23 protein-coding genes and 1 pseudogene are annotated in these 24,328 nt (G+C 63.3%); 16 read left to right on the plus strand and 8 right to left on the minus strand.

Going from position 1 to position 24,328, the window contains the following annotated elements:
• Positions 1 to 58 precede the first annotated feature (58 nt).
• The 6 genes and pseudogenes from ROSMUC_RS20070 to ROSMUC_RS20095 all read left to right on the plus strand — a co-directional run bounded on the left by ROSMUC_RS20070 (position 59) and on the right by ROSMUC_RS20095 (position 6,335).
• Positions 59 to 1,492 carry an FAD-linked oxidase C-terminal domain-containing protein gene (locus tag ROSMUC_RS20070; RefSeq protein ID WP_037276654.1) on the plus strand — a complete coding sequence of 478 codons (1,434 nt, stop codon included), beginning with the start codon at positions 59 to 61 and terminating at the stop codon, positions 1,490 to 1,492.
• 60 nt (positions 1,493 to 1,552) lie between these two features.
• Entirely contained in the window at positions 1,553 to 2,698 is a 1,146-nt protein-coding gene (glcE, locus tag ROSMUC_RS20075; RefSeq protein ID WP_037276655.1) for a glycolate oxidase subunit GlcE, read from the plus strand.
• Positions 2,699 to 2,719: 21 nt separating this feature from the next.
• Positions 2,720 to 4,044 (plus strand): annotated as a pseudogene (glcF, locus tag ROSMUC_RS20080) (glycolate oxidase subunit GlcF).
• A 65-nt stretch (positions 4,045 to 4,109) separates the two neighbouring features.
• A complete protein-coding gene (locus ROSMUC_RS20085; protein ID WP_037276656.1) occupies positions 4,110 to 4,913 on the plus strand; it encodes a trypsin-like serine peptidase in 804 nt (267 codons plus the stop codon).
• Complete coding sequence (locus ROSMUC_RS20090) at positions 4,910 to 5,728, plus strand: trypsin-like serine peptidase (RefSeq protein ID WP_037276657.1); 819 nt, start codon at positions 4,910 to 4,912, stop codon at positions 5,726 to 5,728. The genes ROSMUC_RS20085 and ROSMUC_RS20090 overlap by 4 nt, the downstream gene beginning before the upstream one ends.
• Positions 5,729 to 5,867: 139 nt before the next feature.
• A complete protein-coding gene (locus ROSMUC_RS20095; protein ID WP_037276659.1) occupies positions 5,868 to 6,335 on the plus strand; it encodes an Hsp20 family protein in 468 nt (155 codons plus the stop codon).
• A 69-nt stretch (positions 6,336 to 6,404) separates the two neighbouring features.
• Here ROSMUC_RS20095 and ROSMUC_RS20100 read toward each other — a convergent pair whose 3' ends face one another.
• Both ROSMUC_RS20100 and ROSMUC_RS20105 read right to left on the minus strand, forming a co-directional pair.
• Positions 6,405 to 7,646: an META domain-containing protein gene (locus ROSMUC_RS20100; protein WP_037276660.1), complete on the minus strand. Its 1,242-nt coding sequence runs from the start codon at positions 7,644 to 7,646 to the stop codon at positions 6,405 to 6,407.
• Positions 7,647 to 7,719: 73 nt separating this feature from the next.
• Positions 7,720 to 9,192 (minus strand): NAD-dependent succinate-semialdehyde dehydrogenase, encoded by a 1,473-nt coding sequence (locus ROSMUC_RS20105; protein ID WP_037276661.1) that lies wholly within the window; start codon positions 9,190 to 9,192, stop codon positions 7,720 to 7,722.
• Between the two features lie 89 nt (positions 9,193 to 9,281).
• Between ROSMUC_RS20105 and ROSMUC_RS20110 the strand changes: the two genes are divergently transcribed.
• Both ROSMUC_RS20110 and ROSMUC_RS20115 read left to right on the plus strand, forming a co-directional pair.
• The gene (locus ROSMUC_RS20110; protein WP_037276662.1) at positions 9,282 to 10,070 is read left to right on the plus strand and encodes an alpha/beta hydrolase; all 789 of its coding nucleotides are present in this window, start codon (positions 9,282 to 9,284) and stop codon (positions 10,068 to 10,070) included.
• 88 nt (positions 10,071 to 10,158) lie between these two features.
• Complete coding sequence (locus tag ROSMUC_RS20115; RefSeq protein WP_037276664.1) at positions 10,159 to 11,391, plus strand: MFS transporter; 1,233 nt, start codon at positions 10,159 to 10,161, stop codon at positions 11,389 to 11,391.
• Here the strand turns inward: ROSMUC_RS20115 and ROSMUC_RS20120 are convergent.
• From ROSMUC_RS20120 to ROSMUC_RS20140, 5 genes are read right to left on the minus strand one after another with little or no spacing between them, the layout of a single operon-like run.
• On the minus strand, positions 11,388 to 12,311 hold the full coding sequence (locus ROSMUC_RS20120; RefSeq protein WP_037276665.1) for an alpha/beta fold hydrolase: 924 nt from the start codon (positions 12,309 to 12,311) through the stop codon (positions 11,388 to 11,390). The two genes, ROSMUC_RS20115 and ROSMUC_RS20120, sit on opposite strands and share 4 nt — an antisense overlap.
• A complete protein-coding gene (locus ROSMUC_RS20125; RefSeq protein ID WP_037276666.1) occupies positions 12,308 to 13,225 on the minus strand; it encodes an ornithine cyclodeaminase family protein in 918 nt (305 codons plus the stop codon). The genes ROSMUC_RS20120 and ROSMUC_RS20125 overlap by 4 nt, the downstream gene beginning before the upstream one ends.
• Positions 13,226 to 13,240: 15 nt before the next feature.
• Positions 13,241 to 14,209, minus strand: coding sequence for a DMT family transporter (locus tag ROSMUC_RS20130; RefSeq protein ID WP_037276667.1), 969 nt, complete (start codon positions 14,207 to 14,209; stop codon positions 13,241 to 13,243).
• Positions 14,210 to 14,218: 9 nt separating this feature from the next.
• On the minus strand, positions 14,219 to 14,671 hold the full coding sequence (locus ROSMUC_RS20135) for a YaiI/YqxD family protein (protein WP_037276668.1): 453 nt from the start codon (positions 14,669 to 14,671) through the stop codon (positions 14,219 to 14,221).
• A gap of 22 nt (positions 14,672 to 14,693) precedes the next feature.
• Positions 14,694 to 15,779, minus strand: a complete 1,086-nt coding sequence (locus ROSMUC_RS20140; protein ID WP_037276669.1) for a CaiB/BaiF CoA transferase family protein — start codon at positions 15,777 to 15,779, stop codon at positions 14,694 to 14,696.
• Positions 15,780 to 15,925: 146 nt separating this feature from the next.
• Between ROSMUC_RS20140 and ROSMUC_RS20145 the strand changes: the two genes are divergently transcribed.
• Complete coding sequence (locus tag ROSMUC_RS20145) at positions 15,926 to 16,429, plus strand: SRPBCC family protein (protein WP_037276670.1); 504 nt, start codon at positions 15,926 to 15,928, stop codon at positions 16,427 to 16,429.
• Positions 16,430 to 16,579: 150 nt separating this feature from the next.
• On the opposite strand, the gene ROSMUC_RS20150 is transcribed toward ROSMUC_RS20145, so the two are convergent.
• Positions 16,580 to 17,296, minus strand: a complete 717-nt coding sequence (locus ROSMUC_RS20150; protein ID WP_037276672.1) for an SGNH/GDSL hydrolase family protein — start codon at positions 17,294 to 17,296, stop codon at positions 16,580 to 16,582.
• A gap of 200 nt (positions 17,297 to 17,496) precedes the next feature.
• Here ROSMUC_RS20150 and ROSMUC_RS20155 point away from each other — a divergent pair, with 200 nt between their 5' ends.
• From ROSMUC_RS20155 to uvrC, 7 genes are all read left to right on the plus strand, one after another.
• Positions 17,497 to 18,426 carry an ABC transporter ATP-binding protein gene (locus tag ROSMUC_RS20155; RefSeq protein WP_037276674.1) on the plus strand — a complete coding sequence of 310 codons (930 nt, stop codon included), beginning with the start codon at positions 17,497 to 17,499 and terminating at the stop codon, positions 18,424 to 18,426.
• Positions 18,423 to 19,184, plus strand: coding sequence for an ABC transporter permease (locus ROSMUC_RS20160; protein WP_037276675.1), 762 nt, complete (start codon positions 18,423 to 18,425; stop codon positions 19,182 to 19,184). The genes ROSMUC_RS20155 and ROSMUC_RS20160 overlap by 4 nt, the downstream gene beginning before the upstream one ends.
• A 109-nt stretch (positions 19,185 to 19,293) precedes the next feature.
• Positions 19,294 to 20,091 carry a S49 family peptidase gene (locus tag ROSMUC_RS20165; protein ID WP_037276676.1) on the plus strand — a complete coding sequence of 266 codons (798 nt, stop codon included), beginning with the start codon at positions 19,294 to 19,296 and terminating at the stop codon, positions 20,089 to 20,091.
• Positions 20,072 to 20,263: a hypothetical protein gene (locus ROSMUC_RS21515; RefSeq protein WP_037276677.1), complete on the plus strand. Its 192-nt coding sequence runs from the start codon at positions 20,072 to 20,074 to the stop codon at positions 20,261 to 20,263. The genes ROSMUC_RS20165 and ROSMUC_RS21515 overlap by 20 nt, the downstream gene beginning before the upstream one ends.
• Positions 20,260 to 21,225, plus strand: coding sequence for a calcium/sodium antiporter (locus ROSMUC_RS20175; protein ID WP_206018482.1), 966 nt, complete (start codon positions 20,260 to 20,262; stop codon positions 21,223 to 21,225). Before ROSMUC_RS21515 ends, ROSMUC_RS20175 begins: the two co-directional genes overlap by 4 nt.
• A 13-nt stretch (positions 21,226 to 21,238) precedes the next feature.
• On the plus strand, positions 21,239 to 22,018 hold the full coding sequence (locus ROSMUC_RS20180) for an SDR family oxidoreductase (protein ID WP_037276678.1): 780 nt from the start codon (positions 21,239 to 21,241) through the stop codon (positions 22,016 to 22,018).
• 295 nt (positions 22,019 to 22,313) lie between these two features.
• Positions 22,314 to 24,182, plus strand: a complete 1,869-nt coding sequence (gene uvrC / locus ROSMUC_RS20185) for an excinuclease ABC subunit UvrC (RefSeq protein ID WP_037276679.1) — start codon at positions 22,314 to 22,316, stop codon at positions 24,180 to 24,182.
• Positions 24,183 to 24,328: the final 146 nt, after the last annotated feature.

The following is a 24,328-nucleotide window of genomic DNA, read 5'->3' on the forward strand; positions in this document are numbered from 1 at the left end:
TTTGACTTGCCAGATGCAAAAATTGGTTATATTTTATTACCAATCAGGAGGAATTCTCATGGAAATGCCCATCCCCCGGCCAGAGATTATGGCGCGCAAGGCCGAATTGGTGGAGCGTCTGTGCGAAGTTCTACCAAAAGATGCAGTGATTTCCGATCCGGCCGAAACGCGCGCCTATGAATGCGATGCGCTGACCGCCTATAAATGCGCGCCCTTGGTGGCAATCCTGCCGGGGTCTACCAAAGAGGTCTCGGAGGCGCTGCGCATTTGTCATGAGATGGGCGTGCCGGTGGTGCCGCGTGGCTCGGGGACGTCGCTTGCCGGCGGCGCCTTGCCCACGGCGGATTGTGTCATTCTCGGCGTGGCGCGGCTCAATGCGGTATTGGAAACCGATTACGACAACCGCTTCATTCGGGTCCAGACCGGGCGCACCAATCTGAGCGTGACCGGCGCGGTCGAGGAATACGGGTTTTTCTATGCGCCTGATCCCTCCAGCCAGCTTGCCTGTGCCATTGCGGGCAATATCGCGATGAATTCGGGCGGGGCGCATTGTCTGAAATACGGGGTTACGACCAACAACCTGATGGGCGTGACCATGGTGCTGATGGACGGCACCGTGCTGGAATTGGGCGGCGCACATCTTGACGCGGAGGGGCTCGATCTCTTGGGGATCGTCTGTGGGTCCGAGGGGCAATTGGGCGTCGTGACCGAGGCCACGCTGCGTATCCTGCGCAAGCCCGAGGGGGCGCGTCCCGTGCTGATCGGGTTCGATTCGAACGAGGTGGCGGGTGCTTGCGTGAGCGACATCATCAAGGCGGGTGTGCTGCCGGTGGCGATTGAATTCATGGACCGTCCCTGCATCGAGGCGACCGAGGATTTCGCCAAGGCAGGCTATCCAATGTGCGAGGCGCTGCTGATCGTCGAGGTGGAGGGATCGGATGCCGAGATTGACGAGCAGTTGGGCCTGATCGAGGGCATTGCGCGGCGGCACAATCCGGTGGAGTTTCGCCAGAGCCGTTCGCCCGAAGAAAGCGCCGCGATCTGGCTGGGCCGTAAATCGGCCTTTGGTGCGATGGGGCAGATCAACGATTACATGTGTCTGGATGGCACCATCCCGGTCAGCCAATTGCCGCATGTTCTCAAGCGGATTGGCGAGCTGTCCAAGCAGTTTGGCCTGGATGTCGCCAATGTGTTTCACGCCGGCGATGGCAATATGCATCCGCTGATCCTCTTTGATGCCAACAAGCCCGGCGATCTCGAGCTGTGCGAAGATTTGGGTTCGGAAATCCTCAAGCTCTGCGTCGAGGTGGGGGGATGCCTCACCGGCGAACACGGGGTGGGGATCGAAAAGCGCGATCTGATGACCCATCAATATGCCCCCGAGGATCTGGAGGCGCAGATGGCCATCAAGGATGTGTTCGATCCCAAATGGCTACTCAACCCGGCCAAGGTCTTTCCGCTGGCGTCCTCTGACGCGCGGCGCGTGGCCTGAGCGACCCGACCGGGGGCCATGCTCCCGGAGCAATGAGTATTTTGACCAAGAAGAAGCAGCATGACACCCAACACCGAGGCAGAGCTTGCCGAGATCATCCGGGGGGCCGAAGCCCCCTTGCGCATCGAAGGGGGCGGCACGCGCCCGCTGGGCGCGCCATCGAATGGCGCGCGGCTGTGCACCGCCGCACTGCGTGGGATCACGCTCTATGAGCCGGGCGCGCTGACGCTGGTGGCGCAGGCCGGCACGCCGCTTGCCGAGATCGAGACTGCGCTGGCGGCAGAGGGACAGCGCCTGGCCTTTGAGCCGATGGATCACCGGGGATTGCTGGGCACAACCGGCACGCCCACGATTGGCGGTGTCGTTGCCGCCAATGTCAGCGGGCCGCGCCGGATTCAGGCCGGGGCCTGCCGCGATTTCCTGCTGGGTGTGCGTTTTGTCGATGGGCGCGGGCAGATCGTCAAGAATGGCGGACGGGTCATGAAGAACGTCACCGGCTATGATCTGGTCAAGCTGATGGCAGGCAGTTACGGCACGCTGGGAGTGCTGACCGAAGTGGCGCTCAAGGTGCTGCCGCGCCCGCGCAGCATGGGGATGCTGCGGATCGAAGGGCTGAGCGATGCGTCGGCCGTGACGGCGCTCTGTCGCGCACTGGCCTCGCCCTACGAGGTGACGGGGGCGGCCCATCTGCAAGCGGGGCCGACAGGGGCACCGGTTACGATGGTCCGGCTGGAAGGCTTCGAGAATTCGGTGGCCTACCGCGCCGAGGCGCTGATGCGGCTCTTGGCTGAATTTGGCACTTGGACCTTCGAGGCGGATACGGACAAGACCGATGCCGCATGGGCGCATATCCGCGACGTTGGCCCGTTTCAGGAGCGGGCGGGCGACGTCTGGCGCCTGTCGGTCAAGCCCACCGACGCGCCGGGGGTGGTGGCGGATCTGCCCGGAGCAGAGGCGTTCTATGATTGGGGCGGCGGGCTGATCTGGGTTCTGGCGGCCCAAGGATCGGGCCTGAATGCCGCAAGAATCCGCAGTGCCGTTGCCGCACGCGGCGGCCATGCCACGTTGATCCGTGGCGACCGCAGCCAAGGCGTGTTTCATCCGCTCTCTGCGCCGGTGGCGGCATTGCAGGCGGGATTGCGCCAGAAATTCGACCCAAGACAAATTTTGAACCCCGGCCTGATGGCCACGGGTGCAGCCGTTTGAATGGCGGGAAAGTAGAAACAGATGAAAACCGAATTTACCGCCGAACAGCTTGAAAATCCCAAGATTGCCCGCGCCAACGAGATCCTTCGCTCTTGCGTGCATTGCGGGTTTTGCACCGCCACCTGTCCGACTTATCAGGTTCTGGGCGATGAGTTGGACAGCCCGAGGGGGCGGATTTACCTCATCAAGGACATGCTGGAGAACGACCGCGTGCCGGATGCCAAGACGGTCAAGCATATTGATCGCTGCCTGTCCTGTCTGGCCTGCATGACGACGTGCCCCTCGGGCGTGCATTACATGCATCTGGTGGATCAGGCCCGCGAATACATTGAAGAACGCTACAAGCGACCCTTGGGGGATCGCGTGCTGCGCTGGATTCTGGCGCGCATCCTGCCTTATCCGATGCGGTTCCGGGTGGCACTGTTGGGGGCCAAGATCGGGCGGCCTTTTGCGCGGTTGATGCCCGATGCTCGGCTGCGCGCGATGCTGGAGATGGCCCCGAAACAGGTGCCGCCCGTCAGTCGAAATGACGACCCGCAGAGCTTTGCGCCGCAGGGCGCGCGGAAAAAACGGGTGGCCCTGATGACGGGCTGTGCGCAGCGCGCGCTCAACACCGATATCAACGATGCCACGATCCGCCTGGCTCACCCGGCTGGGCTGCGAGGTGGTAGTGGCCGAGGGGGCGGGCTGTTGCCGGGGCGCTGACGCATCACATGGGCAAGACCGACGAGAGCCACGCAACGGCGGCCAAGAACATCAAGGCCTGGGCGCGTGAGATGGAAGGCGCTGGTCTTGACGCCATCGTCATCAACACCAGCGGTTGCGGCACCACAGTCAAGGATTACGGTCATATGTTCCGGCACGAGGCGCTGGCAGAAGATGCCGCGCGCGTCAGTGCCATCGCCATGGATGTGAGCGAAATCCTGATGCAGCTTGATCTGCCGCAGGGCGAGGACAAGGAGATGGTGATCGCCTATCACGCCGCCTGCTCGCTGCAGCATGGGCAAAAGATCAAGACCTATCCCAAGGACCTCTTGAAGCGGGCCGGGTTCGCGGTGGTGGAACCGGCGGACAGCCATTTGTGCTGCGGCTCGGCGGGCACCTACAACCTGATGCAGCCCGAGATTTCCAAGCAGCTCAAGGCGCGCAAGGTGCAAACGCTGGAAGCGAAAAAGCCCGATGTGATCGCGGCGGGCAATATCGGCTGCATGATGCAGATCGGGTCCGGCACGGGGATTCCGGTGGTCCACACGGTCGAGTTGCTGGATTGGGCCACGGGCGGGCCGAAGCCGCCGGCCATGACCCGCGCGGCCCAAGGCATGTCCGGGGTTCCGATCCTGCGCTGATCCGGTCATAATCTGGCCCAAAACGCTTGCTATCCGGCAGGTGGATTGAGCAGGAAAAAGACCACATGCGGCGCATCATCACCTTTCTCTTATCCGCCTGTGTCGCAGGCGCGGCCATGGCGCAGGACAGTGGCCTGCATCGTCTGGATGTCGGCGACGAGGCCCGTGATTGGGAGGCTGTGGGGCGCCTCGAACTGGCCGGGCGCGGGTTCTGCACGGGCGCGTTGGTGGCGCCCGATCTGGTGCTGACGGCGGCGCATTGCCTCTTTGACAAGGAAACCGGCGCGCGGATTGATCCGGCGCGGATCGAATTCATGGCCGGGTGGCGCAATGGCCGCGCGGCGGCCTACCGCTCGGTTCGACGCGCGGTGACTCATCCCGATTATGCGCCGGCGACGGATGTCACCGCAGAGCGCGTGCGCAATGACGTGGCGCTGCTGGAATTGCACCATCCGATCAAAAACACGCGCGTCACCCCGTTCGAGACCGACGAGCGCCCGCGCAAGGGGCAAAAGATCGGCGTTGTCAGCTATGCCCGCGACCGATCCGAAGCGCCATCGCTGCAAAACATCTGTGAGGTTCTGGCGCGTCAGGACGGCGTTCTGATCATGTCCTGCGATGTGGATTTCGGATCGAGCGGTGCGCCGATCTTCAGCTTTGAAGGCGGGGTGCCGCGCATCGTGTCGGTGGTGTCGGCCATGGCCGAGGTCGAGGGGCGCAAGGTGTCGCTGGGCACTCAGTTGACCGATCCGCTCCGGGTTCTGCAGGCGGCGCTCGATGGCGGCGCAGGCGTGTTTCAGGACGCAGCGCCCAAGATGTTCACCTCTGGCATCCGCCGCGATACCGGCGCAAAGTTTGCCAAGCCATGAGCGGCGCGCGCGTCACGATGGCTGCCATCGCGGCGCTGCTGTTCGCCACGTCAGGTGCCACGGCGCAAACCAGCGGCCTGATCCGCTTGACCGATCGTGACGATCTGTTCGGATGGGAGGCGGTGGGGCGGGTCGACCTTGGGCGCGATGGCTATTGCACGGGCGTTCTGATTGCCCCCGATCAGGTTCTGACGGCGGCGCATTGTGTTTATGATCGCGCAGGGCAAGGGATCGCGCCCGACATCATCCGGTTTCGCGCCGGGCTGCGCGATGGGGTGGTGATCGCCGAGGCGGGCGTGGCGCGCTATGCGGTCGCCCCTGGCTATGATCCGGCGGCGGGGATGCAGGCCGCGAATGTGCGGCGCGATGTTGCGCTCCTGCAGCTTTCCACCCCCATTCCGGCGGCGCTCGCGGCTCCCTTCCACCTGGCTGCGGCCCCCGCCGCCCATCAGCGCGTGAGCGTCGTGTCCTACGGCCGGGATCGTGACAAGGCGCCGTCATGGCAGCGTGATTGCGGTCTCTTGTGGCGGTCCAAAGGGGTCATGGGCTTTGATTGCTCGGTGATCAACGGCTCGTCCGGCGCGCCGGTCTTTGCGCGGGACGGCGGACGTGCGCGCATCCTCTCGCTGGTCAGCGGCGGCAAGTGGGACGGCGGCGACAGCCGCGCCTATGGCATGGACCTGCCCGAGGTCGTGGCGCGCCTGAAACAGGATCTGCGCGCCGCGTCCGCTCCGGGCATCGCGGCCAATCCCGGCTTTCGGCGGGTAACAGTGGGCGGCGGTGGCGCATCAGGCGCGAAATTCGCGCGACCCTGAGGGCGCGCGCGGGGGTCTTGACAGCCGCCAGAGCACTTCCCAAATCAAGAGCGTTCCGGTGCCGCGTGACGGGCCGGACAGATCGCCTGTCCCCAGAGGGGAAGGCACTAATCCGGTATCGCTCAATGGAGGATGACCCATGCGTAATTTTGATCTTGCCCCGCTCTATCGTGCCACGGTCGGTTTCGACCAGATCGCCGACCTCTTGGATCGCGTCATGTCCACAGACGTGACCCAGCCGACCTATCCGCCCTACAACATCGAAAAGACCGCTGACGATGCCTACCGCATTTCGGTGGCCGTTGCGGGATTCTCTGCCGATGATCTGGGTGTGGAGGTCAAGGATGGCTCTCTTGTCGTTTCTGCCCGCAAAAGCGAAGAAGAGGAGGGACGCACATATCTGCATCGCGGCATCGCGACCCGTGCCTTTGAACGCCGCTTCCAATTGGCCGATCATGTCCGCGTGATCGGGGCGACCCATGCCGACGGGATGCTGCATATCGACCTGCGCCGCGAGGTGCCCGAGGCGCTCAAGCCGCGCCGAATCGCGATTGCCAACGGCGACATCGTGGCCAAGGATGTCGTGGACGCCGACAAGGTGAACTGACCCGCGCCGTGAATTAAGCCACAATCCAAGTCTGCGCCCGGTCAGCCCTTCTGGCCGGGCGTTTGCCGTTCAGGGGCGCCGTGCCTCGATCAGCACGCCATCCGCTGCCCCGCCAATCAGACGCAGCGCGCCATCCTCGGCGATGTCGAACCGCGTCACCTGTTCCAGCGCGTCGAGCATACGGCGCTCTTGTTCCATAAGGGGGTCGGGGCAGGCCATCATCGTGCTGCCCATGGCCCCGAATTGCAGCCCTTCGCCCGTGATCGTATAGCCGCCCACCAGACGGTTGCAGCCGGTGCTGCCCGCCACACGCCCCGGCGTGATGAAATTTAGGGTCAGGCGCTCTGGCTCGATCAAAGAGGGGGCCCCTAAGGCAGTCACCTGCCACGCGGGGCCGGTCAACAGGTCCTCGGGCGCGCCGCCACACCCCCGGAACTCTCGCGCGCCCAGTGTCAACACCGCCGCATCGGGATGCGGCATGCCGGTGGCATCGTCGCGGCAGATGCCTTCGCGGATGGTCAGTTGCGCCTTGATCTCAGGCATGTCGAATACGTAAGCGCCGGGTAGGACCTGCACCTCGGGGCGGGGCAGGCTATGGGTGATCTCGCCGTAATCGGCGCTGATCTCGGCGGTCTCGGCGGTCAGGGCAACGAACCAGCCCGGCTCATTGCCGCCTGCGCGATAGGTCTGTTGCGCGGGCGGGGGTGCCTGTTGACACTCGGGCAGATCCCGACCCTCGAGACGGACCATGGCCCGATCACCCTTGTTCCAGAATTCGGTGTTCTGTTCCTTGATCCCTTGGAACCGGGCACCAGAGGCTGAGATGACCTGCTTCATGGCAATGTCGCGCCCCTCGGCGCGCAGCACGGTTTCATCGCCCAGCATGCCAAAAGAGACCGTGGTATCGCCGCAGATGAAATCGACCGCAAAGGCGAGCGCTGTTACCGGCTCGAGGATGAGCGTGCCCAGATCGACCGGCTCTGTTCCCGCCTCAAAGGGCATATCCCGCAAGAGCCAGCGCGGTTGATTGTTGACCCGGATCACCGCGCTGAGTTGCCCGGAAAGATTGGCGGGCACCGTCATCCCGAAGGGCAGCGGCACCTGCTTGCCATCAGCATCCAGCGTCACCTCGCCCAGCATCGCGCCAAACCGCCCCTCAGCCACCACCACGGCGCGGGCATCTGGGGGGAGGGCGATCCGTTGCAGATAGCCGACCGCGCCGGACACCTGGCGCGTTTCGTCGCCCTGTGCCTGCACCGCGGCAGCAGGCAAGACAGCCATCAGGCCGGCCAAGAGGAAAGAGCGGGGCATCGCCGGCCTCCTTTGCTTCTAGACTTGCTCACATCCTAGCGAGGGACCCGTCCTTGGTCGAGTACCGCTTTGGTCAGACGCTCATGCAAATGTATTTCATCTCAAGGAAATCCTCGATGCCGTGATGGCTGCCTTCGCGGCCAAGCCCGGACTGCTTGACGCCACCAAAAGGGGCCACCTCGGTCGAGATGATCCCGGTGTTGACGCCCACGATGCCATATTCCAGCGCCTCGGCCACCTTGTAGACGCGGCTGAGATCCTTGGCGTAGAAATACGAGGCCAGACCAAAGATCGTGTCATTGGCCATGGCGATCACGTCATCCTCGCTTTCGAACTTGAAGAGCGGCGCGAGCGGCCCGAATGTCTCATCGGTGGCAAAGGCCATGTCCTGCGTGCAGCCGGTGACGATGGTGGGGGGCAGGAAATATCCTGCTCCCTGTACCGGTTCGCCACCACCCAGAATGACCGAGGCACCTTTGGCCTTGGCGTCAGCGACATGCTCTTGCACCTTGGTGATGGCGTCCGCGTTGATGAGCGGCCCAAGCGCCACGCCCTCGTCCATCCCGTCGCCCATCTTGAGCTTTTCGACCGCTGCCTTGAGCTTGGCGGCAAAGGCATTATAAACGCCCGCCTGTACATAGATGCGGTTGGCGCAGACGCAGGTCTGACCGTTATTACGGAATTTGCAGAGGATCGCGCCCTCGACCGCCGCATCGAGATCGGCATCGTCGAACACGATGAACGGCGCGTTGCCGCCCAATTCCATCGAGCATTTCATCACCTGATCGGCAGCCTGCCGCAAGAGGATGCGCCCCACTTCGGTCGAGCCGGTAAAGGTGATCTTGCGCACCACCGGGTTCTCGCAGAATTCCTTGCCGATCTCCGAGGCGCGCGACGAGGTGACGATGTTGAATACCCCCGCCGGAATCCCCGCGCGCTCGGCCAAGAGGCCCATCGCGGTGGCCGAGAGCGGCGTTTCCGCAGCCGGGCGCCCGACAAAGGCACAGCCCGCCGCCAGCGCCGGGGCGGCCTTGCGCGTGATCATGGCGTTGGGAAAATTCCACGGCGTGATCGAGGCCACCACACCGATGGGCTGCTTGATGACGGTGATGCGCTTGTCGCGCTGATGGCCGGGGATGGTCTCGCCATAGATGCGCTTGGCCTCTTCGCCAAAGAACTCGATGAACGAGGCGCCATAGCCCACCTCGCCCTTGGCTTCGGCCAGCGGCTTGCCCTGTTCGGCGGTCAGGATGACGCCCAGATCGTGCTGGTTCTCCATCATCAGGTCAAAGAAGCGGCGCAGCACGGCGGCGCGTTCCTTGCCGGTCCATTTCGCCCATTCCTTTTGCGCGGCCTCCGCGGCGGCAATCGCACGCGCCACCTGAGCGCGGCTGAGATCGGCCACATGCGCGATCACATCGCCGCGCGCGGGGTTCGTGACCTCGAAGGTGCCATTATCGCCATCCACCCACTCGCCATTGATATAGGCCCGCTCGCACAGCAGGCTGGGGTCCTTGAGCATGGATTTCAGGTCGGTCTTGGTCATTGCGTTTCCCTCTTGGCATGGCTTTTATCTCGCCATGACAGACCAGCTTGGGCTAGGAATGTCTAGGGCCAGATAGAGAGGAATACGCCGTGGAACTGGACGATGCTTATGCCAATGTGCCGTATATTCCGGGCGGCGCGCAATATCCGGCGCGCTGGACCGTAGCGGCCGAGGCGTTTCGCGCCAGGCTGAGCGCCGAGCGGCGGGCAGAGCTTGGCCTGCCCTACGGCGATGGCGCGCGGCAGGCGTTTGACCTCTTTCACCCCACCGGTGCGGCGCGGGGGCTCTGTGTCTTTGTCCATGGCGGCTATTGGCTCCGGTTTGACCGGACGCTCTGGTCGCATCTCGCGGCGGGACCGCTCGCGCGCAGCTGGGCGGTGGCCATGCCCTCCTATGACCTCTGCCCCGAGGTGCGCATTGCCGACATCACCCGACAGATTGCCCGCGCAATCTGCGTTATGGCGGCGCGCACCGACGGGCCATTGGCGCTGGTTGGGCATTCGGCGGGCGGGCATCTGGTGGCGCGCATGGCGGTGCCCGGTGTTCTGCCCGGCGATGTCGCGGCGCGCCTCAGCCATGTCATGCCCATCTCGCCGGTCTCGGACCTGCGCCCACTGCTGCAAACCTCGATGAACGAACAGTTCCAGCTCGACCGCGCGGCGGCAGAGGCCGAAAGCCCTGCGCTCATGCGCCCCTTGCCGGTTCCTGTCACGGTCTGGGTCGGCGCCGAGGAGCGGCCCGTGTTCCTCGATCAGGCGCGATGGCTGGCCGCAGCCTGGAACGCCGGCCACGAGATTGCCAAGGGCCGACACCATTTCGATGTGATCGAGGCTCTGACCGATCAGAACAGCCGCATGGTGGCGCAACTCCTTGGGTGACGAGAAATCGTGATGCGCCCCATCACAAAGCCTGAATTGACGCCCCTCGCCATTCGCCTAGAGTGCCCGTGAACCGCGCGAGGATAGAATGCCTAAATCCGCCCCCCTGATTACACCCGTTCTCGTGGCGGGCTGCACCATCATTCTGATTTCCTTCGCGATCCGCGCCTCCTTTGGCGTGTTCCAGATCCCCATCGCGACCGAATTCAACTGGCCGCGTGCCGAGTTTTCGCTGGCCATCGCCATTCAGAACCTTGCGTGGGGCATCGGCCAGCCACTTTTCGGCGCGCTGGCCGAGAAAATCGGCGACCAGAAGGCGATCATTCTGGGGGCCATCACCTATGCGGCGGGGCTTGTGCTGTCCTCCTTTGCAGTGACGCCAGAGGCGCATCAGCTTTATGAAATCCTCGTGGGGTTTGGCATCGCGGGCACCGGCTTTGGCGTGATCCTCGCCGTGGTGGGCCGCGCCAGTTCCGATGAAAACCGCTCCATGAGCCTTGCCATTGCCACTGCTGCCGGGTCGGCGGGGCAGGTGTTTGGCGCGCCGCTGGCGGAATTCCTGCTCTCGCTGATGACATGGCAGAGCGTGTTCCTGATCTTTGCCGCCGTGATCATCGCCGTGCTGGCCATGCTGCCGCTGATGCGCGCGCCCGCGCCTGTGGACCGCACGGTTATCGAGGAATCCATGGGTACGATTCTGAACCGGGCCTTTCGCGACCCGTCCTTTACTCTGATCTTTCTGGGCTTTTTTAGCTGCGGTTATCAACTCGGCTTTATCACCGCGCATTTCCCGGCCTTTGTCACCGAGATGTGTGGGCCGATCCTGCCCGGTGGGGCGCTACACAATATCGGGATCACCACCACATCGGCACTTGGGGCTGTAGCCATCTCGGTCATTGGCCTTGCGAATATCGCGGGCACGCTGACGGCGGGATGGCTGGGGAAACGCTATTCCAAGAAGAACCTGTTGGCGGCAATATATCTGGGCCGGACGCTGGTAGCGGCGGCGTTCATCATGACGCCAATTACACCGGCTACGGTGCTGCTCTTTTCGGTGACGATGGGGTCGTTGTGGCTGGCCACCGTGCCGCTGACCTCGGGATTGATCGCGCATCTCTATGGGCTGCGTTACATGGGCACGCTTTATGGGATTGTGTTCTTTTCCCACCAACTCGGGAGCTTCATGGGCGTGTGGTTGGGTGGAAAGCTCTATGATTTGCACGGCGATTACAGCGTCGTGTGGTGGATCGGCGTTGGCGTCGGCGCATTTTCCGCCATCGTGCATCTGCCGGTCAAGGAGCGGCGGCTTCAGGCCGCTTAATCGCGCATGAGGTCGCGCAGCGCGGCCAGCACCGCCTCGCTATGGGTATAGGTCAGACCATGCCCCGCGCCCTCGATCACCTCTTGGCGGGCGCTACGGTTGACCTCGGCCAGCCGCGCCATGCTGCGCAGCGGGATCACCGTATCCTCGCGCCCCCAGATCGCCAGCACCGGTAGGCGCGTTTCGGCAATATCCGCATGTTCTTCGGTCAGGTCCTCAGAGACCATCCCACTGATCGACCGGGCCACCGCAGGCACGAAACCGCGATAGCGCAGTTCTGCTTGTTGCAGGTCGACGATGCCCGGCACACTCGACGGCAGGTGCCGCTCCGCCTCGCAGCCCTTGCGAAAGCTGCGTGGGAATCCCGCCAGCATCAGCCATGTCGCCATCGGGCCGCCCCGCGCCACCCGTTCCGCCAGACGCCCCAGATCATGCCCCTGCCCGGCGGGCGCGATCAGCACCAGCGCCCGCAGCCGTTCGGGATGCAGCGCGGCAAAGGCTGTGGCAATCGCGCCGCCCATGGAATAGCCCAAAAGCGTGAAATCCCCGGTGATCCCCTGATCCTCGAGCAGTTCCTCTAGCTGGGTGATGAAAAAGGCGCTGTCCTGCGGCCCGTCGGGCCGGTCGCTATAGCCGCGCCCATAAAGGTCATAAACCAGCACGCGGTAGCCGAGCGCCCCAAGCCCCGCCGCGATCCCCTGCCAGACAAACGACGGCGTGGTCAGCCCATGCACGCAGACCGCCACCGGCCCGCGCGTGGCCCCCAGCCAGCGGTAATGCGTGATGCCGCGCGACAGGCGGGCAAAGTCGCCGGGGGCATTCTTGCGAAGCTTGTCAGTCATCGCGGGTTTCATCACCTCGCGCAGAATGGGGGCCGCGATGAGCACCCCCACAAGGATCAAGAGACCAAGCCAGATCATGCCGCCGCCCTCCAGGCATCGAGGATATAGCGGCTGGTCATCAGGTCGAGATGCGCACCGCCACCGTTCTTAAAAAGGGTGATCTCTTCGGGCGAGTGGCGCCGGAACCTCTCGGGCTCGTAGAAATCCGCGACAAGATGATCCCGGGCGATCACGCCGCGCTCCAGTGGCGTTATGATCTCGCCGATATGCGCGACCGTGGTGTCGAAACTGTCGACAAAGACCCGCGCCCGCGCGATGGCCGCATCATCCGCCTCGCGCATGTCGGGGCGATAGGCCCCGATCAGGTCGATATGCTGGCCGGGGCGCAGCCATTCTCCCTTGATCAGCGGGTCGGTCGACATGGTGGCAGAGGTGACAATATCGGCGGCGCGTACCGCCGCTTCCAGATCCCCGGCCACGGTCATGCCCTCACACTCTGCCGCCATCGCCTCGGCATTGACACGGGTGCGGTTCCAGACGCTGAACCGCGCCTGCGGAAAGACCGCGCGATAGGCCTGCCAGAGCGTGCGGCCCACCGTTCCCGCCCCGACAATCAGGATGCTCTCGCTGTCGGGCCGCGCCAGCCGCGTGGCGGCATAGAGGCTGTCACCGGCGGTTTTCCACTTGGTCACAAGATGAAAATCCACGAGCGCCTCCAGCGTGCCATCGGTATCGGAATAGAGATTGACCGCGCCGTTGATCATTGGCTCCCCCCGCTCTGGATTGCCCGGAAAGATCGTAGCGGATTTCACCGCCAATCCCATCCCGTCGATCCATGCCGCCCGGTTGAGCAGCGTGTCGCGGCCCCGATAGAGCAGCGTATCGGCAATCTCGGCCTTGGGCAGGCGATGCCCCGCCTCGAATGCCGCGCAGAGACCGAGCCACTCCAGATGCGCCTCGCCCTCGTCAAATGGAATGATCGTCAGGCTCATGGATTTCTCCCTCGGTCAGCGGCGATAGGTCGGAGCTTTGGTGGCAACCGTCGCATCCTTGACCGACTCGCGCCACAAGAGATAGAGGCCAGACCCCACAATCAGGGCAATTCCGATCCAGGCGGTCGCGTCAGGCCAGGTGCCAAACACCGTCACCCCCCACATGATCGCCATCGGCATGGCCACATATTCAAAGGGGGCGGCAAAGGCGGCCTCGGACAGACGATAAGCCTGCGAGATGAAGAGACCCCCCAACATGCCCGATATGCCCAGCATGATCAGGACCGGCCAATCCCCCGGCGTGGGCCAAACCCAAGCGCGGAACAGGAATTCGAGTGACGGATGCCCCATCCCCGCAAAGCGACCGTCGCCAAAGCTGAGGCCGATGATTGTGCTGGCGATGATAAACGTGAGCTGGATGTAAAAGGCCATCGTTGGCGCGCTCTCGGTGCCGCCGATCTTGCGCGCGAGGATGTGCATCACCGCATAGAGAAACGCCGCCGCAATGGGCAAGAGCGAGGCCAGTTGAAACGCTGATGTGCCCGGTTTTACGATCACCAGAACGCCGATAAATCCCACGGCAATCGCCGCCCATCGCCGATTGCCTACGGTTTCGCGCAGGAACAGCACCGAGAATACCGTGATCACCAGCGGCGAGACAAAGAACACCGCCACGGCATCGGCAATCGGCATTGCCGCCAGCCCCAGAAAGAGACAGGTATTGGCGCTGACCACGCAGAGGCCGCGCAAAAGGTGCATTTTCGGGCGGCGCGTGCGGATAAGGGTCAGCCCCCCCGCAAAAGGCATGACAAAGGCCGCAAAGGCCGCCATGCCCACCAGCGCCCGGATGAACACCACCTGATGCAGCGCATAGCTATCCGAGAGAAACTTGATCCCCACATCGTTGAGCGAAAAACACAGCACCGCCGCAAGGGCGTAGGCAGCGCCGATCAGGTTGGAACGCTGGATTGTGGTGGGGGTCATGGGAAACCTTTAGATGTCATTGGCTGCCGCCCGTACCGCCCGCTCCAGCGCGTCGAGAAACCGCGAGCGGTCGGCCTTGGTAAACCCCTTGCCGCCCCCCTGCCGAAACGGATCGGCGGCGCGCAGGTCGGCCATCAGATCGCGCGTGGCCAGAACATTGCCGATATTGGCCCCCGTCAGCGCCTCGCCATTGTGTTTGAGCACGCGCGCGCCCGCTGCCACGCATTTCGCGGCCAGCGGAATATCCCCGGTGATCACCACATCGCCGGGCCCTGCGCGCTCGGCAATCCACATATCCGCCACGTCGGGGCCATCGGGCACGATCACTGTCTCCACCAGCGGATTGCGCGAGGGGCGCAGGCCGCCGTTCGAGACCACGAATATCCGCAGCCCATGCCGCGTGCCGACGCGCTCGACCTCGTCCTTGACCGGGCAGGCATCGGCATCGACATAAATGGGCATGGGCTGGTCCTCTGGTTCGGGGTCATTCGGCCGCATCGAGCCAGGCGCGGATTTCCGCACTATGCTCTCCGCGTGTGGGTGGTGGGGCCACCGTGCGACGGTGCCCATCAAAGCGCGGGGCGGGTGCGGGGCTGAGACAGCCGCCGTCCTGCTGCCAGACACCGCGCGCCGCCATATGCGGATCAACCGCCGCCGCATCGGGGGACAGGACCGGGGCGACGCAGGCATCAGACCCGGCAAAGACCTCTGCCCAATGTGCCAGCGGCTGCACGGCAAAGAGCGCCGCCAATCTTGCCCCCTGTTCGGGCCATTGCGTGCGGTCATGCTGCGCGGCGAGCTTGGGATCGTCCGCGAGGCCAAGGCGGGACAGGAACTCGGCGTAAAACTTTGGCTCAAGGCATTGCACCGAGAGCCAGCCGCCGCAGGCGCAGGCGTAAACCCGGCTCCAATGCGGACCATCAAGCAGGCTTTGACCGCGCATCATGCTGAGGTTGCCCGAGGGCATCATCGACATCAGAAGCGCCATCATATGCGCCGAGCCATCGACAATGGCCGCATCCACAACGGCACCCCGCCCGCTGCGCGCGGCGCGGATCAGCCCCGCCAGCATCCCCGCCACGAGATAGAGCGCGCCGCCGCCCACATCCCCCACAAGGGTGGCGGGGGTGACAGGCGGCGTGCCGGGCTCGCCCGCATACCAGAGCGCGCCGGAGGTGGCGATGTAATTCAGATCATGCCCCGCCTCCTGCGCGCGCGGCCCCGCCTGCCCCCAGCCGGTCATGCGCCCATAGACAAGGCGCGGGTTGGCGGCCCGCATCGCCTCTGGCCCCAGCCCCAGACGCTCCATCACGCCGGGGCGAAACCCCTCGATCAGCGCATCGGCGCGAGTGATGAGCACGCGGGCGGTGGCCACATCCTCGGCGCTCTTGAGGTCGAGCACGATCGAACGCTTGCCGCGATCCAGCAGGTTGCGCGCGCCTGCCACCGGATTGCCCGCGCCGGGGCGATGGATCACGATCACCTCCGCGCCCATCTCGGCCAGCATCATCGCGGCAAAGGGCGCAGGCCCCAAGCCCTCGAATTCCACCACGCGCAGCCCTGACAGCATCCTTGCCTCTCTTCCGTTTCGGCGCAGGGTAAGGGGAGTGGCGCGCGAAGGCCAGAGCGCTTGCGCCGCTCCGACCTTCTGCTCCCTTGGCGCGGCAAGGGGGCTGCGCTAGGGTGCGGGCAGGATGCAACGGGAGGGCATGACAGATGCAGATGAGTGACGCGCGCGACATCAAGGCGGATCGAGCGACGGTCTGGGCGGCCCTGCTCAGCCCCGAAGTTCTCAAGGAATGTGTGCCCGGTGCGCAGGAGGTGACAGGCACGCCCGAAGACGGGTTCGAGGCGACCGTCGTGCAAAAGGTCGGGCCGGTCAAGGCCACGTTCAAGGGCATGGTCAAGGTGTCCAACATTGTCGAAATGCAGAGCCTGACCTTGACTGGCGAGGGCAAGGGCGGGGCCGCAGGCTATGCCAAGGGTGGGGCCAACGTTCGGCTCGAGGATAGCGAGACCGGCACGCGGCTGAGCTATGATGTCGAGGCCAGCGTGGGCGGCAAGCTGGCGCAACTCGGCAGCCGTCTGGTCGATGGCTTTGCCAAGAAGATGGCGGATCAGTTCTTTGCCCGGCTCGAAGAGGTGCTCGAAGGCCCCTCCGAGGACGACCCCGAACCCGAGGCGGAAAAGAAAGGTTGGCTCAAGCGGTTGATCAGCTAGAGCGCGTTGCGTCTGCCTGAGTTGTCGCGTCTGAGCGGGTTCCCATCGCCCGGCCCCCGCGCCGGGGCGTCCGAGTTGTTTTGGCGAGGTCCCGGGGCAAGCCCGGGGCGGCTGCGATCTCGATAGGGCGGACCACGCCCCAAGGCATTGTCATTCCGTCAGTGGCCGGTTGCGTGAAACCGTGCCGGTGTCATGCGTGACGATGATCTCTGCGATGCGTTGGCCAATCATGCGGCTGGCCTTGAACGAGGGGTGAATAAGGTCGATGGCATGATAGGAGCGGTCGCCATGCGGCACCATGTCCGACAGCGGCAGAAAATGTACGCCCCGGTCAAGCCCGGCCAAGAGCGCCACGCGCCGATCCATCTCTGCCCCCTCATCGGTGCAATGTTCCACCGGCGAGGTCACGCCCGGCGTGCGCAGATAGCCCACATAGATCACCTGCGCGCCGCTCTGCCGCAAGCGCGACACAAAGCCGGGGATTGCGCCGCGCCGCCCGTCACGAGAAATCAGGCGATCCAGCTTGCCCGCACAGCGCATGCAGCCACAGCCAAGCCACAGATCATTGCCGCCGCCATTCAGAACGGCCCAATCCCAATCGCCCTGCCGGTACTGTTTGGTGATGTTGAGGCCAAGCGCGCCAGTAATTGGCAGGCGGTAGAGAAACCGGGCCCCGGCCACCGACATATCGGTCACGCGCACACCCAATTCCCGCTCGACAGAGGAGGAGACAGAGCGCCCTGCCAGCTTGTGCATTGCCAAAAGCGAATCACCCATGACCAGAATCCGCGGCTCCGCCTGCGCTTGGCTGATCCCTGTCATCATTACACAAGCCAGCAGAACAAGCCTGAATATATGCTTGATCATTCCGTTTCCCTTGCCGTCATCAGGCCCGCCACCCTGTGCGGTGGATAGTGTAGCATCCTGCCGGGAAACTATGAACAAACTCACAAAAACAGATTGTTTTCTTATTGGCGACATCGCGCATCGGCGCACAGGGGCCTATGCTGGGATGCGCGTTGCGTTCGGGTGTCGTTTGATTAGGTTCCGCGCAAAGGGGAATACCTATGACAGCTATCGTAACGGTCGAGGGTCTGAGCAAGACCTACAAAGGCGGCTTTGCCGCGCTCAAGGCGGTGTCGCTCCGCATTGAACAGGGCGAAATCCTCGCGCTGCTCGGGCCTAATGGCGCGGGCAAGACCACGCTGATTTCCACGCTCTGCGGCATCACCACACCATCCGGCGGCGAGGCCCGTGTGGGTGGGCATGACATCGTCACCGGCTATCGCGAAGCGCGGGCGATGATCGGCCTCGTGCCGCAGGAAATCGCGCTGGAACCGTTTGAAAAGGTCATCAACACGGTGCGCTTCTCGCGTGGTCTCTTTGGCAGACCGCGGGATGAGGCGCTGATCGAGCGTATCCTGCGGCAACTGTCGCTGTGGGACAAACGCAATAACCGCATCCGCGAGCTTTCGGGCGGAATGAAACGCCGGGTTCTGATCGCCAAGGCGCTCTGCCACGAGCCTCGCGTTCTTTTTCTCGACGAGCCGACGGCGGGCGTCGATGTCGAACTGCGCCGGGATATGTGGGAGGTGGTGCGCGGGTTGAAGGAAAGCGGCGTCACCATCATTCTGACCACCCATTACCTCGAAGAGGCCGAGGCCATGGCCGACCGGATCGCGGTCATCAACAAGGGGGAAATCCTGTTGATCGAGGACAAGGCGGCGCTCATGCGCCGGATGGGGCGCAAATCGCTGAGGATTGATCTGGTAGAGCCGATCGCTGCGGTGCCGGACACGCTTGCGTCCTATGCGCTGGAAAAGACCCCCGACGGTCAGGCGCTGATTTACAATTATGAGACACGCGCCGAGGGCACGGGCATCACCCGCCTCTTGCAGGCACTGGCCACCGAGGGGCTGTCTGTGCGCGACATCGAAACAAGCCAAAGCAGCCTCGAAGAGATTTTCGTGGGCCTCGTTCGGGAGGATGCGGCATGAACCTGCACGCCATTCGCGCCATCTATATCTATGAAATGAAGCGATTTTTCCGCACTATCCTCGAAAGTTTGCTGTCGCCGGTCATTTCGACCACGCTCTATTTCGTGGTCTTTGGCGCGGCCATCGGCGGGCGGATCCAAGAGGTCGAAGGCGTGAGCTATGCCGCCTTCATCGTGCCCGGCCTGATCATGCTAAGCGTGATGACCCAGGCGATTTCCAACGCCTCTTTCGGCATCTATTTCCCGAAATTCATCGGCACGATCTTTGAACTGCTCTCCGCCCCGGTGAATTTTCTCGAAATCGTGCTGGGCTATGTCGGCGCGGCGGCGACCAAGGCATTGATGATCGGTACGGTGATCCTGATCACGGCCAGCCTGTTTGTCGATCTCGATATTCAGCATCCCTGGATCATGGTGCTGTTTCTGGTGATGATCTGCGTCACCTTTGCGCTCTTTGGCTTTATCATCGGCATATGGGCTGAGAATTTCCAGCAGTTGCAGCTTATCCCGCTCCTGGTGATCACCCCGCTCGTGTTCCTCGGGGGGGCGTTCTATTCCATCTCGATGTTGCCGCCCGCATGGCAGATCGTGACGCTGTTCAACCCGGTGGTCTATCTTATCTCCGGATTCCGTTGGGCCTTCTTCGGGGTGGCGGATGTGGGCATCGGATACAGCCTGTTGGCGGTAGGCGTGTTCTTCGGCCTCTGCCTCGCGCTGGTCGGCCTGATCTTCAAGACCGGATACCGGATCAAATCCTGACCCGTGCGCGTGATTTTTTTGACGCGAGGGCGGGGGAAATACCGGGCAAGTCCCCTCAGATGCACGGGCCGCCTTGTTTGTGGTGGCCCTGCACTCTACATCGGGCGGCATGAAACATCTGATCCCTTTCCTCAACCGCCGGCCCACCGTCGCGGTCATACGCCTTGCGGGCATGATCGGCGCGGGGCCCCGCGCCCCGCTGAGCGACGAGGCCATCGGGCCGGTGATCGACAAGGCGTTTGCGCGCGGCAAACCGGTGGCTGTGGCGCTGGTGATCAATTCGCCCGGCGGTTCGCCGGTGCAATCCTCGCTCATCGCGGCGCGCATCCGGCGGTTGGCGGAGGAAAAGAAAATCCCGGTTCATGCCTTTGTCGAGGATGTGGCGGCCTCGGGTGGCTACTGGCTGGCGGTTGCGGCGGATGACATCTGGGTCGATGCCTCGTCGGTGCTGGGCTCGATCGGGGTGATCTCGGCGGGCTTTGGCGCGAATGAGTTTCTGACCCGGCAGGGGATTGAACGCCGCATCTACACGGCAGGTAAATCCAAGAGCACGCTGGATCCTTTCCTGCCCGAAAAGCCCGAGGATGTGACCCGCCTCAAGGGCATTCTGGAGGATATTCACGCGGCCTTCATCGACCATGTGAAATCCCGGCGCGGTGCGCGGCTTGCCGACGATCCCGATCTTTTCACCGGCGAATTCTGGCTGGGCGCGCGCAGCGTCGAATTGGGGCTGGCCGATGGCATCGGTCATCTGTTGCCCAAGCTCAAGGAGCTTTATGGCGACAAGGTGCAGCTTGCCCGCTACGGGCGCAAGCGCGGGTTTTTCCCGCGCTTTGGCGCGACCATTGCTGAAGATGCGCTGACCGCAGTCGAGGAACGGGCAAGCTTTGCCCGGTTCGGCCTCTGATTTGCTGGTCAAGGTCGTCATATTCTTTCTTCTGGCGATGGGGGTCCTCGCGATGTTCGGACGCCTCCGATTCCCCGGACAAAAACGCTTGAGCGAGGCCAAATGCCGGAAATGCGGGCGCTACCGCATCGGCAAGGGTCCGTGCTCCTGCGAAAAGGGTAAGTTGAAATGATGCCATGGCTTTTGTCGGCGCTGGGGCTGGTGATCCTGCTTCTGGCTGGGGATGCCTTGGTCAAAGGGGCCGTGAACCTCAGCTTGCGGGTGGGGATTCCCGCGCTGATCGTAAGTCTCACGGTGGTGGCCTTTGGCACCTCGGCCCCGGAACTGCTGATTTCGGTCAATGCGGTGCTGGATGACAAGCCGGGGCTGGCATTGGGCAATGTGGTGGGCTCGAATACCGCCAATATCCTCTTGGTGCTGGGGATACCGGCCATTCTTTCGGTATTGCATACCAGTTCGTGCAGTTGCTCCAAGTCTTACCTCCAGATGCTTGCGGCCTCGGCTTTGTTCATACTGCTGGCCTTTCGCGGCTCCTTCGACTGGGTCGCGGGCCTCATCCTGCTCGGGGCGCTGGTACTCATGCTGGCGGATGCCTTTCGCGATACCATGGCCCACCGGCGCGATGCGGCGATCACCGCCCTCTCCGAGACGGACGACATCGAAGATGTCGAAGGCGCGGACCCCAATATGCCCTGGTGGCAGATCATCACCTTTCTGGTGCTTGGCCTTGTCGGTCTGCCGCTGGGCGCCGACATCCTCGTGGACAATGCCTCGATCCTCGCGCAGCGCTATGGCGTGAGCGAGGCGGTGATCGGCCTCACGCTGGTGGCGGTCGGCACGTCGCTGCCGGAACTGGCGACTACGGTGATGGCGGCGCTACGCAAACAGGCGGATGTGGCGCTGGGCAATGTCATCGGCTCGAATATGTTCAACCTCTTGGGTATCATCGGTGTGGCGGCGCTGGTGGGTGAAATTCCCGTTGATGCGCAATTTCTCAGTTTCGACTTCTGGGTGATGCTGGGTGCCTCTTTGGTGATAATTCCTTTCGTTTTCTTCAGGCTCGACATCAACCGTTTGTGGGGCATCGCCTTGACCTCGGCTTATGTGGTCTATGTCTCGGTGATATTGATCTGAGGGGAGCGATGGCATGACGCGGGCTTTGGTGACGGGTGCCGGCAAACGGCTGGGCCGGGCTATGGCGCTGGAACTGGCGCGGCAGGGTCACGATGTGGCCGTGCATTACGCCACCTCTCGCGATGCGGCAGAGGCGGTGGTCGAGGAAATCCGGGCGATGGGCCGCAAGGCGGTGACGCTAGAGGCGGACCTCTTGGATGAGGCGCAGGTGACGCCCTTGGTGGCGCAGGCGGCCGAGGCCTTGGGCGGGCCAATCACTACCCTCGTCAACAATGCCTCCATCTTCGATTACGACAATATCCAGACCGCCACGCGCCGCAGCTGGGATCGCCACATGGAAAGCAACCTGCGCGCGCCCTTCGTGCTGACCCAGCAGCTTGCCGCTCAGGTGCCCGCCCCCACGCAGGATGAAGCGGGCGAGCCGGTGGCGCAGGGGCTGGTGATCAACATGATCGACCAGCGCGTTCACAAGCTGACACCGGAATTCATGACCTACACGATTGCCAAGATGGGCCTCTGGGCGCTGACCCGTACCGCGGCACAGGCATTGGCGCCTAAGGTGCGCGTTAATGCCATCGGGCCGGGGCCGACCCTTCAGGGGCATCGGCAGAGCGACAGTCATTTCCAGAGCCAGCGGCGCAACACGATCCTGCATCGCGGTGCCAACCCGCAGGACATAACGGCGGCACTCGTCTATTTCCTCCATGCGCCCGGCGTCACCGGCCAATTGCTCTGTGTGGACGGCGGTCAGCACCTTGGCTGGCAGACCCCCGATGTGCTGGGTATAGAGTAGAAACCGCGCCCGCCGACAAAAGTTTTGCACCGGCGCGGTTTTCGTTACGTAAGCGTTACAAAATCGTTAGTGTTTTCAATATTTTGCTATGCAGTTAATTTTTTAACGAAGGATATCAGGGGGTTGCGAATTTGCCTAAAAATTAGGCAAGTCAACGAAGCCAGCCGAATTCAAGGAAAATTTCCATTTCACGGAAACCTATCCGCAGAGTTATCCACAGAAACCGTGGACAGCTTCCCTCTTGCTCTCTTGCTCGGATCATTGCAGCACTCGGGGGAATCATATCTGAGGACCGATGACCGACAACGCCCCCGAATCCCCGCCCAAACCCGGCCATGAGGTAATCCGAGACTATCTGCGCACGCTCGATGCGTCGCCGGGGGTCTACCGGATGCTCGATGCGCATGCGCGGGTGCTATACGTGGGCAAGGCGCGCAATCTGCGGGCGCGCGTGTCGAACTATGCGCGCCCCACGGGCCATACCGGGCGCATCGCGCGAATGATCTCGGAAACCGCGTCGATGATGTTTCTCACGACCGCGACCGAGACCGAGGCGCTGCTTCTCGAACAGAACCTGATCAAGCAACTCAAGCCGCGCTACAACGTGCTCCTGCGCGACGACAAGAGCTTTCCCAACATCCTCGTGACCGCGCATGACTTTCCGATGATCAAGAAGCATCGCGGCGCCAAGCGGGAAAAGGGGGCCTATTACGGCCCCTTCGCCAGTGCCGGTGCCGTCAACCGCACGCTGGCGCAGTTGCAGCGCGTCTTTCAACTGCGCAACTGTTCGGATGCCATGTTCGAGAGCCGCACGCGCCCCTGTCTGCAATTCCAGATCAAGCGCTGCACCGCGCCCTGCGTGGGCAAGATCAGCCGCGCCGACTATGCCACACAGGTCAGCGATGCCGAGCGCTATCTTTCTGGCCGCTCGACCGAGATTCAGGAAAAGCTGGCGGCGCAAATGGCCGAGGCCGCCGAAGCGATGGAATACGAACGCGCCGCCGCCTTGCGCGACCGGATCAAGGCGATGACGCAGGTGCAGACCGCCCAGGGGATCAACCCCCGCACCGTGGACGAGGCCGATGTCATCGCGCTGCATCTCGAACAGGGCCAGGCCTGCGTGCAGGTGTTCTTCATCCGGGGTGGGCAGAACTGGGGCAATCAGGATTTCTATCCCCGCGTCGGGGCCGATGTCGAAGAGGCCGAGGCGCTCGAGGCCTTCATCGGCCAGTTCTACGACAGCAAGGAACCGCCGCGCAGTCTGCTTTTGTCGCATCCGATCGAGAATACCGATCTCATGCAACAGGCGCTCAGCGACAAGCTGGGGCGCAAGGTGACGCTCACCGTGCCCCTGCGCGGCGAAAAGGCCGAGTTGATCGACGCCGCGATGCGCAATGCCCGCGAAAGCCTTGCGCGCAAGATGGCCGAGACCGCGACCACGGGCAAATTGCTGCGCGGTCTGGCCGAGGTCTTCGATCTGCCCGGCCCGCCGCAGCGGATCGAGGTCTACGACAACAGCCATATTCAGGGCACGGATGCCGTGGGCGCGATGATTGTCGCGGGCCCCGAAGGCATGATGAAAAACCATTATCGCAAGTTCAACATCCGGGGCGATGACATCACGCCGGGCGATGATTTCGGGATGATGAAAGAGGTTCTGACCCGCCGCTTCAAGCGGTTGTTGAAAGAAGACCCTGATCGTAGCCAAGGGCATTGGCCCGACCTTTTGCTGATAGACGGCGGCGCGGGGCAGGTCAGCGCCGTGGCCAGCATCATGCGCGAGATGGGAGTCGAGGATATCCCGATGGTTGGGGTCGCCAAGGGGGTGGACCGCGACGCAGGCAAGGAAGAGTTTCACCGCGTGGGCAAGCATCCCATGGCGCTGCGGCACAATGATCCGGTGCTCTATTTCATCCAGCGCCTGCGCGACGAGGCGCACCGTTTCGCCATTGGCACGCATCGCGCCAAACGCGCCAAGGCGGTAGGGGCCACCCCGCTCGATGAAGTGCCGGGCATCGGCGCTGCCCGCAAACGGGCGCTGCTCGCGCATTTCGGCAGCGCCAAGGCCGTCAGCCGCGCCAATCTCGCCGACCTGCGCGCCGTCGACGGGGTTTCGGACGCGATGGCGCAAAAGCTCTACGATTTCTTTCACGACCGCAGCTAAAGCCATTTCAGAAAAGCCGAGTGACTTTTTCGGTTCGAAATCGCGCCGATTCAAAGAGCTAAAGCGTTTTGGAGCGGGTTGGTCTGATCGCGTTCACATCGCCCCGGCCCCGTGCCGGGGCCTCTGTGCTTCCTCGGCAAGGTCCC

It is taken from the genome of Roseovarius mucosus DSM 17069 (genome assembly GCF_000768555.3).
In the GTDB taxonomy this organism is placed as follows: Bacteria; Pseudomonadota; Alphaproteobacteria; order Rhodobacterales; family Rhodobacteraceae; genus Roseovarius; species Roseovarius mucosus.

What these genes read in the sequence shown, in the direction of transcription:
- ROSMUC_RS20070 (WP_037276654.1), top strand. Translation starts at nt 59, where the DNA reads ATGGAAATGCCCATCCCCCGGCCAGAGATTATGGCGCGCAAGGCCGAA.
- glcE (WP_037276655.1), top strand. Translation starts at nt 1,553, where the DNA reads ATGACACCCAACACCGAGGCAGAGCTTGCCGAGATCATCCGGGGGGCC.
- ROSMUC_RS20085 (WP_037276656.1), top strand. Translation starts at nt 4,110, where the DNA reads ATGCGGCGCATCATCACCTTTCTCTTATCCGCCTGTGTCGCAGGCGCG.
- ROSMUC_RS20090 (WP_037276657.1), top strand. Translation starts at nt 4,910, where the DNA reads ATGAGCGGCGCGCGCGTCACGATGGCTGCCATCGCGGCGCTGCTGTTC.
- ROSMUC_RS20095 (WP_037276659.1), top strand. Translation starts at nt 5,868, where the DNA reads ATGCGTAATTTTGATCTTGCCCCGCTCTATCGTGCCACGGTCGGTTTC.
- ROSMUC_RS20100 (WP_037276660.1), bottom strand. Translation starts at nt 7,646, where the DNA reads ATGCCCCGCTCTTTCCTCTTGGCCGGCCTGATGGCTGTCTTGCCTGCT.
- ROSMUC_RS20105 (WP_037276661.1), bottom strand. Translation starts at nt 9,192, where the DNA reads ATGACCAAGACCGACCTGAAATCCATGCTCAAGGACCCCAGCCTGCTG.
- ROSMUC_RS20115 (WP_037276664.1), top strand. Translation starts at nt 10,159, where the DNA reads ATGCCTAAATCCGCCCCCCTGATTACACCCGTTCTCGTGGCGGGCTGC.
- ROSMUC_RS20120 (WP_037276665.1), bottom strand. Translation starts at nt 12,311, where the DNA reads ATGATCTGGCTTGGTCTCTTGATCCTTGTGGGGGTGCTCATCGCGGCC.
- ROSMUC_RS20125 (WP_037276666.1), bottom strand. Translation starts at nt 13,225, where the DNA reads ATGAGCCTGACGATCATTCCATTTGACGAGGGCGAGGCGCATCTGGAG.
- ROSMUC_RS20130 (WP_037276667.1), bottom strand. Translation starts at nt 14,209, where the DNA reads ATGACCCCCACCACAATCCAGCGTTCCAACCTGATCGGCGCTGCCTAC.
- ROSMUC_RS20135 (WP_037276668.1), bottom strand. Translation starts at nt 14,671, where the DNA reads ATGCCCATTTATGTCGATGCCGATGCCTGCCCGGTCAAGGACGAGGTC.
- ROSMUC_RS20140 (WP_037276669.1), bottom strand. Translation starts at nt 15,779, where the DNA reads ATGCTGTCAGGGCTGCGCGTGGTGGAATTCGAGGGCTTGGGGCCTGCG.
- ROSMUC_RS20145 (WP_037276670.1), top strand. Translation starts at nt 15,926, where the DNA reads ATGCAGATGAGTGACGCGCGCGACATCAAGGCGGATCGAGCGACGGTC.
- ROSMUC_RS20150 (WP_037276672.1), bottom strand. Translation starts at nt 17,296, where the DNA reads ATGATCAAGCATATATTCAGGCTTGTTCTGCTGGCTTGTGTAATGATG.
- ROSMUC_RS20155 (WP_037276674.1), top strand. Translation starts at nt 17,497, where the DNA reads ATGACAGCTATCGTAACGGTCGAGGGTCTGAGCAAGACCTACAAAGGC.
- ROSMUC_RS20160 (WP_037276675.1), top strand. Translation starts at nt 18,423, where the DNA reads ATGAACCTGCACGCCATTCGCGCCATCTATATCTATGAAATGAAGCGA.
- ROSMUC_RS20165 (WP_037276676.1), top strand. Translation starts at nt 19,294, where the DNA reads ATGAAACATCTGATCCCTTTCCTCAACCGCCGGCCCACCGTCGCGGTC.
- ROSMUC_RS20175 (WP_206018482.1), top strand. Translation starts at nt 20,260, where the DNA reads ATGATGCCATGGCTTTTGTCGGCGCTGGGGCTGGTGATCCTGCTTCTG.
- ROSMUC_RS20180 (WP_037276678.1), top strand. Translation starts at nt 21,239, where the DNA reads ATGACGCGGGCTTTGGTGACGGGTGCCGGCAAACGGCTGGGCCGGGCT.
- uvrC (WP_037276679.1), top strand. Translation starts at nt 22,314, where the DNA reads ATGACCGACAACGCCCCCGAATCCCCGCCCAAACCCGGCCATGAGGTA.